General features: G+C 62.3%; 10 protein-coding genes and 3 pseudogenes. 4 read left to right on the top strand and 9 right to left on the bottom strand.

Going from position 1 to position 9,021, the window contains the following annotated elements:
• Nucleotides 1–242 precede the first annotated feature (242 nt).
• Nucleotides 243–617: a 2Fe-2S iron-sulfur cluster-binding protein gene (locus ACGLHT_RS29710; protein WP_256549986.1), complete on the top strand. Its 375-nt coding sequence runs from the start codon at nucleotides 243–245 to the stop codon at nucleotides 615–617.
• 163 nt (nucleotides 618–780) lie between these two features.
• Here ACGLHT_RS29710 and ACGLHT_RS29715 read toward each other — a convergent pair whose 3' ends face one another.
• The 9 genes and pseudogenes from ACGLHT_RS29715 to phnC form a co-directional block, all read right to left on the bottom strand.
• Nucleotides 781–1,902 carry a rhodanese-like domain-containing protein gene (locus ACGLHT_RS29715; protein ID WP_232881381.1) on the bottom strand — a complete coding sequence of 374 codons (1,122 nt, stop codon included), beginning with the start codon at nucleotides 1,900–1,902 and terminating at the stop codon, nucleotides 781–783.
• A complete protein-coding gene (locus ACGLHT_RS29720; protein WP_230357762.1) occupies nucleotides 1,805–2,164 on the bottom strand; it encodes an MBL fold metallo-hydrolase in 360 nt (119 codons plus the stop codon). The genes ACGLHT_RS29715 and ACGLHT_RS29720 overlap by 98 nt, the downstream gene beginning before the upstream one ends.
• Before the next feature lie 73 nt (nucleotides 2,165–2,237).
• Nucleotides 2,238–2,705, bottom strand: a pseudogene (locus tag ACGLHT_RS29725) (methyltransferase domain-containing protein); the annotation flags it as partial.
• A 1-nt stretch (nucleotide 2,706) separates the two neighbouring features.
• Nucleotides 2,707–3,015, bottom strand: a pseudogene (locus ACGLHT_RS29730) (IS5/IS1182 family transposase); the annotation flags it as partial.
• A 107-nt stretch (nucleotides 3,016–3,122) separates the two neighbouring features.
• Entirely contained in the window at nucleotides 3,123–3,992 is an 870-nt protein-coding gene (locus ACGLHT_RS29735; RefSeq protein ID WP_010466239.1) for a LysR family transcriptional regulator, read from the bottom strand.
• Nucleotides 3,986–4,996 carry a phosphonate dehydrogenase PtxD gene (gene ptxD, locus ACGLHT_RS29740; protein ID WP_094867759.1) on the bottom strand — a complete coding sequence of 337 codons (1,011 nt, stop codon included), beginning with the start codon at nucleotides 4,994–4,996 and terminating at the stop codon, nucleotides 3,986–3,988. Before ptxD ends, ACGLHT_RS29735 begins: the two co-directional genes overlap by 7 nt.
• Nucleotides 4,997–5,004: 8 nt before the next feature.
• Nucleotides 5,005–5,832 (bottom strand): phosphonate ABC transporter, permease protein PhnE, encoded by an 828-nt coding sequence (gene phnE / locus ACGLHT_RS29745; RefSeq protein WP_003118430.1) that lies wholly within the window; start codon nucleotides 5,830–5,832, stop codon nucleotides 5,005–5,007.
• Nucleotides 5,833–5,840: 8 nt separating this feature from the next.
• Nucleotides 5,841–6,704 (bottom strand): phosphate/phosphite/phosphonate ABC transporter substrate-binding protein, encoded by an 864-nt coding sequence (gene phnD, locus ACGLHT_RS29750; RefSeq protein ID WP_070087027.1) that lies wholly within the window; start codon nucleotides 6,702–6,704, stop codon nucleotides 5,841–5,843.
• Nucleotides 6,701–7,528 carry a phosphonate ABC transporter ATP-binding protein gene (gene phnC, locus ACGLHT_RS29755; RefSeq protein ID WP_070087028.1) on the bottom strand — a complete coding sequence of 276 codons (828 nt, stop codon included), beginning with the start codon at nucleotides 7,526–7,528 and terminating at the stop codon, nucleotides 6,701–6,703. The genes phnD and phnC overlap by 4 nt, the downstream gene beginning before the upstream one ends.
• A 427-nt stretch (nucleotides 7,529–7,955) precedes the next feature.
• On the opposite strand from phnC, the gene ACGLHT_RS29760 reads away from it, so the two are divergent.
• From ACGLHT_RS29760 to ACGLHT_RS29770, 3 genes and pseudogenes are all read left to right on the top strand, one after another.
• Nucleotides 7,956–8,192: a hypothetical protein gene (locus ACGLHT_RS29760; protein ID WP_070087029.1), complete on the top strand. Its 237-nt coding sequence runs from the start codon at nucleotides 7,956–7,958 to the stop codon at nucleotides 8,190–8,192.
• A gap of 58 nt (nucleotides 8,193–8,250) precedes the next feature.
• Nucleotides 8,251–8,685 (top strand): LexA family transcriptional regulator, encoded by a 435-nt coding sequence (locus ACGLHT_RS29765; protein WP_070087030.1) that lies wholly within the window; start codon nucleotides 8,251–8,253, stop codon nucleotides 8,683–8,685.
• Nucleotides 8,666–8,797, top strand: a pseudogene (locus ACGLHT_RS29770) (hypothetical protein); the annotation flags it as partial. The gene ACGLHT_RS29765 and the pseudogene ACGLHT_RS29770, both read left to right, overlap by 20 nt.
• Nucleotides 8,798–9,021: the final 224 nt, after the last annotated feature.

Raw genomic sequence — 9,021 nt, forward strand, 5'->3', positions numbered from 1 at the left:
AAGACGGGAAGTTTCGGCCCCTACGGATGCCCGGAAAACCTTAGCGTACGATTTTTTCCGAATTCTGCGAGCCCCCCATCTTTGCCGAGGAGCTGGCCGAGTGGTCTGCGCGTTACCCCGATCGCCTGCAGCTGCGCATCTGGCTCGATGCCGAGCAGGGTGTGCCGAGCGGCCCGGCGATTGCCACGAAGATCGCTGACTGGTCAGCCGCCGACGCCTTCATCTGCGGGCCGCAACCGTTCATGGATGCCGCGGGTGCCGCGCTGGGCGAGCGGGGTGTGGATGCGGCGCGTATCCATCTGGAACGCTTTGCCGCCGCAGCGCCGACGGCCGCACCGGGCGGGCGCCGCAGCCGCCTGCGGGTCGCGCTCGACGGTCGCCGTCACGAGCTGGACGTGCCGCGCGGCGAGGTGCTGCTGGAGGCCATGGAACAGGCTGGCCTGCAACCGCCGAGCGCGTGCCGCTCGGGTGTCTGCGCCGCCTGCAAGTGCCGGGTGGTGGAGGGCAGCGTGAGCATGCGCAGCAACCAGGTGCTGAGCGAAAGCGAGGTGCGTCAGGGCTGGGCGCTGGCCTGCCAAGCCGAACCGCGCAGCGCCGAACTGCAAGTCGAATACTGACGTGTGGGAAAGGCCGCTGGCCGTTATCCACCCTGCGCATCGGGTGATCGACGGGGCGTAGGGTGGATAACGGCGCAGCCTTATCCGGCAGTACCTGTGCCTCTGGCCGGTGGAAAAAGCGATTGGCCATTCTTCAGCTGATGCGGATCGTGCCGCGGCGAATTCAGCGCTGCGCCACCGGCAGGTCATGCTTGCGCCAGGCGGCCCAGGAACCGGGCACGTTGGCGACCCGGTTGAAGCCGTGGCGCTTGAGCAGGCTCGCGGCAATCGAGGCGCGATAGCCGCTGCCGCAATAGACCGCGACGATGCCGTCCCGGTCCAGCTGCTCGAGATGCTGCGGCAGGTGCGCGACGAAGGCATGCCGCGCGCCGGGCACGCGGCCCTGCGCAACCTCCTCGGGGGAGCGCACGTCGAGTACCTGGACCTCGGGGTCGCCGCGCCGGCGGTCGAGTTCGTGCACCGTCCACTGCATGACGCACGCCAGCGGCAGGCCGGCGTTCTGCCAGTCGGTCATGCCGTTGCGCAGGTAGCCGGCGACCTGGTCGAGGCCGATGCGATAGAGCTGCAGCGTCGCCTGGTGGACCTCCACACTGTCCTCGCCGATCAGGTAGATCGGTCGCTGGTCGTCGAGCATCCAGCCGGCCCAGCTGGCGAACTCGTCGCGCAGCGCGATGTTCAGCGCACCCGGCACATGGCCGCCGCCGAAGGCGAGGATCGAGCGCACATCCACCAGCTGCACGGCATCGTGATCGGCGGTGCGCTGGCGGAACTCCTCCGGCGCCAACGGCGGTGGCAGCGCCGGGCCATGCAGGCGTTCGAGCGGGCGCGCGTTGAGCTGCTTGAGCCGCGCATAGTGGCGCGGCGGCTCGGGCATGCCGTCGAGCAGCCAGTCGACAAACTCCTGCTCGGTGCGGCGCTGGTTCAGCGCCGGGTTGAACAGCAATTCGTTGCCGAGGGTGGAGTGGCGACGGTCACCGATGGATTTGCCGCAGGCCGAGCCGGCGCCGTGGCAGGGGTAGATCTCGATGCGTTCGCCGAGCGGCAGGTAGCGGGTGAACAGCGTGGCGTAGAGCTGCGCTGCCAGCTGCTTGGTGCTGTCCTCGCCGAGCAGGTCGGGGCGGCCGACGTCGAGGTTGAACAGCGTATCGCCGGTGAACAGCGCGAAGGGCGCTTCGCCCTGCTGGCTGTCACGTAGCAGCAGCGAGATGTGCTCGGGGGTGTGGCCTGGCGAGTGCAGCACTTCCAGGCTGACCTGACCCAGTTCCAGCACCTCGCCGTCGTCCACCTGACGCAGCCCGAAGGCGTAGTCCGCCGATGATCTCGGCGCCGCAGCGTTCGGCCAGCGCCTGGGCGCCGGAAACGAAGTCGGCGTGGATGTGCGTCTCGATGGCATAGGCGATGCGCAGGCCCTTGTCGCGCGCCAGGTCGAGGTAGACCTCGACGTCGCGCCGCGGATCGATCACCGCGGCGACGGCGGCCTTGCTGTCGCCCACCAGATAGGAAATCTGCGCCAGACCTTCGGTGTAGATCGACTCGAATACCAGCATGCGTGTGCCTCCGTAATCCGTGAGGGTTACGGATGTGAGCGCCGGTTGGCCGCCGGCGTTCAATCGCAGCGGGTCACTTGCGGACCAGCAGCACCCCGGATTCCATGTGGTGGGTGTAGGGGAACTGGTCGAACAGCGCGCAGCGTTCGATGCGGTGGGTGTCGGCCAGCTGGGCGATGTTCTGCGCCAGGGTTTCCGGGTTGCAGGAGATGTAGAGGATGCGCTCGAAGCGACGGGTCAGTTCGCAGGTGTCCGGGTCCATGCCGGCGCGCGGTGGGTCGACGAAGACGCTGCCGAAATCGTAGCGCTTCAGGTCGATATCGGCGAGGCGGCGGAACGGCCGCACCTCGTTCAGCGCCTGGGTCAGCTCCTCGGCGGAGAGGCGCACCAGCTCGATGTTGTCGATGCCGTTGTCAGCGATATTGGCCAGCGCCGCGTTGACCGAGGTCTTGCTGATCTCGGTGGCCAGCACGCGACGCACGCGGGTGGCCAGCGGCAGAGTGAAGTTGCCGTTGCCGCAGTACAGCTCCAGCAGGTCGTCGAATGGTGGTTTCGTCGGGGATGCGCTCCAGGTTCAGCCCGGCAAACTGGCGCAGGATCGTGGTTTCGTACAGCGCTTCCTCCATCGCTGGATCGCTGTAGCCGAACCAGTTCTGCAGCAGATGCACACGCAGCATCGCCATCAACGGGTAGGCCGGACGGCCACCTTCACCCTTCGGATAATGTGGCTCGATCAAAGCAATCAAGCCCTTCCACGGCACCACCCGATCCATCTCGATCAGGAACAACTCCTTGCGGGTTTGCTTGCGCTTGCCAGCGTACTCGGCGTCGGCGAAGGTCATCTGCTTCATCGGGAAACTCGGTGGGTGGGGTCGCGGTATTTTGCCAAATCAGAAAGTCTTTTTCAGAGTTTCCCTAGGCTGACAAGCCAAGCGCTGGATCGCAACCATCCATCACCTTATCCAGCTAGATCTGCCTCCTCCAATAAGTGCCGCACAAATCCCGGCGGGTGCAGATTTCCGGGAGGTTTGCGCCAGATCAGTTGGAGACGCTTTTCAAGCCCCGGGATGGGAAGAGCTACCAGCGCGCCACTGCGAACTTCGTCTTGTACTGCGGAAGCCATCACCAACGACACGCCGAGTCCCGCCCTCACTGCTTGTTTGACTGCCTCGGTGCTGCCTAGCTGCATACCGCTGCGAGGCACGCCCAGTTCGCCAAAGTATTCGGTCAGAAGCCGTCCGGTACCGCTACCCGGTTCACCTCCCAGCATCGGCAGGTCCACCAGACGATCACGTTCTATGCACCCTGCTTCAGCCAGCGCATGGTCGGGGCTGACGATAAGCACCAGCGGCTCGACCCGCCAGAGGCGGTGTTCGAAGTCGGGGTGAGGTAGCCACCATTCCATGATCGCGGCGTCGAGCTGGCCCGCCAGTAGCTGGTCGGCCACATCCGGGTTGGCGGCGATGCGCAGATCCACCTCGCCCCTCTCATTTGCGGTCGTCAGATAGTTGCGCACGAATGGCTGGAGAAGGTAGGTGCCGATGTTGGAGCTGGCCCCGACGCGCTCACGATTGCCATGCAGGGCTTCTAGCGCCCGGGCGTGCATGTCGAGCAAGGCGGTCGCATGCGGCATGAAGGCCAGCGCCCGTGTGGTAGGCTGGCAGCCGCTACGACTGCGCTGCACCAGCGTTACGCCGACCTGCTCTTCAAGCTTCTGCAAGTGCTGCGACACCGTCGGCTGGGCCAGCCCCAACGCCCTCGCCGCGCTCTGAAAACTGCCTGTTTGAACGATCGCTACCAGGCTCTTCAGCCAGACCGGATTCAACATGCGGCAGGCTCGGCCTTGGGCAGACGGTTCGCAGCGTTGATTGGGCGCGCACCTGCCAATACCTGGATGATGTTCTGCGCTGCACAACGTTCAATCTCCAGGCGCACCGCGCGCACTGCCGACCCTATGTGCGGAGTGAACAGCGTATTCGGATGCGCGAGCAGCGCAGGATCGATCAGCCGCGGCCGGTCCGCGCGAGCCCAGTCTTCCATTTCGAATACATCCGCCGCATACCCGCCGAGCTGGCCTCGCTCAAGCGCCGCGAGCACGGCGGCTTCATCCACTACCGAACCACGACAGGGGTTTACAAGCAGAGCGCCCGGCCGTACGAGGGCAAGCAGCTCGGCGTTGACCAGATGCTGGGTATCGGCATTCAAGGGAAGCGCCAGCAGGATGAAGTCCGAGCTGGCGAAGAGTTCGCTGCACGCCACCTGGCGCAGGCCGAGCCGTTGCTCGGTTTGTGTATCCAGAGCCTTCGCCTCGTGGTACTGCAGGGTCGCGCCCCATCCCTGCAAGCGATCAGCCATGGCCAGTCCGATGGCGCCCATGCCAAGGATGCCGACCGTAGCGTTATCCAGCCCCGTGCCGTAGAACTGTGGTTGCCAGCCCTGGAACTCGCCAGAGCGGACGAACGCATCTGCTGCCCGCAGATGCCGCCCCAGCCCCACCGCCAGTCCGATCGCCAGCTCGGCAGTCGGGACGGTCAACAGATCAGGCACGAAGGTCAGCCAGACCCCGCGGGCAGTACAGGCGTCCACATCGAAATTGTCGAAGCCCTTGAGCGCGCAGCCGACTACACGCAGCTCAGGGCAGGCTTGAAGAAAGTCTGCATCGACCCGATCGGGCATGAACACCATCATCGCCTGAGCATCGCGGCAGCGGCGCAGAATTTCCTCGCGCGTCAGCGTGCTGTCGGTCTGGTTGGTCATCAGCTCGCAATGTGGCGCCAGCAGTTGCAGGATCTCATCGTGTACTCGGTGAGTTATAACGAGTTTCGGCAGCATGGTTTGTCCTATTTGAAATGTTTGCGCAGCACGCCACTGAAGGCGTCTACTAGCGTGACCATGGCCAGGATGACCAGCAGGATTGCTGCAACCTCCTGGTACTGCATGATGCGCAGCGAGCCCATGAGTTCGAAGCCGATACCGCCGGCGCCAACCATGCCCATCACGGTGGAGGCGCGAAAGTTGTATTCCCAGCGGTAGATCGCCACGTCGGCGAACTGCGGCGTCACCTGTGGCAAAACCGCGTGCAGCAGCACTTGCATCGGCGTAGCCCCCGCCGCCCGAGCGGCTTCCACCGGCGCTTCGTCGACGTGCTCGATGGCCTCGGCGAAGAACTTGCCGACCATGCCGACCGAATGCAGACCCAGGGCAAGCACGCCCGGCAAGGCGCCGAACCCTACGGCTGCAACGAAGATGATGCCCATGATCAGCTCCGGCACCGACCGCAGGGCATTGAGCAGCACCCGGGCAACACCGAACACAAGGGGGTGCGGCGCCGTATTGCGCGCTGCAACGAAGGCCACCACCAGCGAGAACACCACTGCGATGGCCGTACCGGCGATGCTCATCGCCAAGGTGTCGATCAAGGGGCGAATCCAGCTTCGATAGCCCGAAAAGTCTGGCGGCATGGCCTCGCCTGCCAGGGTCGCGATGGAGGGCAGCCCGTTCAGCAGCGTGGTGGCATCGAGCAGCCCCACGTACCAGCAGGCCAACAGCACCACTCCGAATACAATCGCCACCTGCCCCAGCTGGCGCCACCAACCGAGGCCAAAGCCTCGAAGGATGTGCTCGCGTTGCTCTGCAGGCAGCGCCTGCACGTCGTAATGAGAAGACATATCGGTGCTCACATCGTGGCGAAGTCGAGGCCGAGCAGCGATCCCATGTTGCGGATCACATCGTAGTCGGCGTCGGTGATTGGCGCGAAGGCCTCGGCCTTGAAGTTGCGCAGCACTTCGGGATCGTCGATACCGACGAATACATCCCGCACCTTGGTTTTCAGCTCGGGGCTCAGGTTCGAGCGCATCGCCCAGGGGTACTGGGGGTATTCGCCGCTGTAACCAAGTACTTTCACCTTGCTCGGATCGATCAGGCCACGTTCGGCTGCGTGATTGAAAATTACCTCCGACAGCCCACCCGCATCGGCGTTGCCGTTCGCCACGTTGACGGCAACGGCGTCATGCGTGCCCACAAAATGTTGTTCGTAGTCCTGCCCACCCGTCAAATCGGCCGTCTCAAGAAGCACGGTTTTGGGAATCAAATGGCTGGACGTCGATGCCCGGTCACCATAGGCCATTCTCTTGCCCTTAAGGTCGGCATACTCATTCACGCCTGACGCCACATTGGCGATAATCACCGAGCGATAGGTCGGCTTGCCGTCGATGACCATGGCAGCGAAGGGCTCGATGTCGCTTTTGCTTTTGGCCATGACGTAGGACAGCGGACCGAAATACGCCAGGTCGATACGGCCAAAGCGCAGCGCCTCAATCATCGAGGAATAGTCGGTGGTTACGATCAGCTGCACCTTCTTGTCCAGATGCTCTTCCAGATAATCCTTCAGCGGCTGGTTACGCTTGATCAGCTCGGAGGCGTTTTCGTCCGGCAGCAGGGCAACCTTTAGCACATCCGGATCGGCATCGGCCGCTAGGGCGGACAAACTTGAAACAGCGGACAGCAAGCAAGTCAATAAGAGCGCGGATAAGCGTTTCATCGGGACATCTCCTGTGAAGGTTCGAGCATGACAGGTGGTTCAGCCGGAGCATTCGCTGGCTGAGTCGTAGAGCGGCCTGCATAGATGCGCTCAAGCTGCGCATCGGTGAGTTCCGAGGGCGCGGCATCGAAAACGATCTGAGAATCGGCCAGCCCGACGACGCGATCGGCGAAGCGGCGGGCATATTCGAGTTGATGCAGCGAAACGATGGCGGTGATGCCGTCTTCCTTGCAGATGTCGCGCAGCAATCCGAGAACACGGACCGAAGTGGCCGGGTCGAGACTGGCTACCGGCTCATCGGCCAGAATGATCGCCGGCTGTTGCGCTAGCGCACGCGCGATGCCTACCCGCTGCTGCTGGCCACCGGACAGTTTGTCCACCCGGCTTAGCGCCTTGTCTGCCAGACCGACCCGAGCGAGGCAACTGAGCGCAATCTCCTGATCGGCACGCGGCAGAGGAAACAGCGAGCGGAGCGTGTTGTGAAAGGCCAGCCGACCGGTCAGCACATTAGCCAGTGCGCTTTGACGTTCGATTAGCTGGTGGTGCTGAAAGATCATGGCGGTACGCCGACGATGCTGACGCAAGGCCGAGCCGCTGCCGAGTTCACCGAGTTCGCTGGTGACACTGCCGCCAGTGGGCGTGACGAGTCGATTGAGACTACGGAGCAAGGTCGACTTGCCTGCGCCCGAGAGACCAAGCAGCACGGTGAACTCACCACGCCGAAATGCAATCGAGGTATCGCGTAGGGCTGTCACGCCGCCTGGATAGACGACGCTCAACCGGTCGACCCGCAGCACGGCGTCCTGTATCGGATGGGGCGTCATTTGTTCACCTTTCGCAATATTGCTGGCCGCACAATTGCGGTTCGCGATGCAAAGGGTAGAAATTCCTTGTTACCGCACTGCTTCTAAAGAATGACATTTCGATGAATACTTCGAATCTGCCGTAGCGGGGCGGCAAGCGAAGCCGTGGAAGAACGGGCGCAACGTAGCGTCTTTCTTCACGCGGGATACAGGAGGCTTTGATTGATACTGCTGCGGATTCGCTACAGTAACGTTGGGCCAGAACGTAATGCCATCCAAGCAAGAGAGCGCACACTAGGGAAACTCTGAAGAAGACTTCCAGATTTTGGCAAAATACCCGGATTCCACCCACCGAGTTTCCCGATGAAGCAGATGACCTTCGCCGACGCCGAGTACGCCGCGTCGGATTGGTTCTGCAGCTTCTAATCAAGCTTCGCCAGGACAAGCCATGGCGACGACATTGATCGAGGAGCTGGCCATTTGGGATGTAGAGATTGAGCAGCTGACCTCGGCCGGCGACATAGCATTCCGCTATGGCGCGCTCCGTGCGCATCTCGACACCCTCTATCGCCTTGATCTCATTGACGACGCGGAGCGCCGGGAAAGACAGGAGCTGGCCGACGCCGCTTATGCTTATGCAATCGATACGGCGCTGAGCCCTGGATCCGGAGACCGAATGCTCTAGAAATTTGAGTGCCGGGCGCGTTACTGTATATGCGTACAGTTACAGTGAAGTGCCGTTTATGCGTCTCCGAAGGTGTACCGACGTCGAAACAAACATTCTGGTAAGCGTCCTTTCCGGAACGGTCCAGGGAGGCTTCCCAAGCCCTGCTGCGGACTACTACGAACCACCGATATCGCTCGACGTGCTGCTGAACCTCCGAGCCCCTCATATCTGGTTGGCCGAGACCGAAGGCGACAGCATGTCCGGTATTGGCATCTACCACGGCACATTGCTCGTGATCGACCGGTCACTCGACGCAGAGGTGGGCGACATCGTCGTCGTTTATGTGAACAACCAGCCGATCGTTAAGCGATTAGATCTGGTCAACGGCTGCAAGGTCTTGTCTTCGGAGAATCCCCTGTACCCCCCTATCACTGTCGGTGAGTTCGAAGAGGTCGACACCTTCGGCATCGTCATCTGGAGTTTCAACCGTCATGGTCGACGTAGCCGGTAAACCCCGCCCCTCCTTTGCGCTTATCGACTGTAATAACTGCTTTGCCTCGGTGGAGGTGCTTTTCCGGCCAGAGCTTAGGGGACGGCCTGTCGTCGTTTTATCCAATAACGATCTGAGGGGTGGGAATCGTTAGTAAATCCTGTAGAGTCCGCGCCACCTTCTGAACCCCTCTGGAACAGCAGTTTCCAGGCTTCATAAGGCAATCCATTGGAAGTGTTTTAGGGCAGCGGCATGAGGCTGGTATTCGCAACAAAAGACCTAGGGAAGGTCTGAAAAAGACTTCCCGAATCTGGTGAAATACGCCGATCCCGCCAGCCGAGTTTTTCCATGAAGCAG

This window comes from Pseudomonas sp. PsB, assembly GCF_043658375.1.
Taxonomy (GTDB): domain Bacteria; phylum Pseudomonadota; class Gammaproteobacteria; order Pseudomonadales; family Pseudomonadaceae; genus Aquipseudomonas; species Aquipseudomonas putida_Z.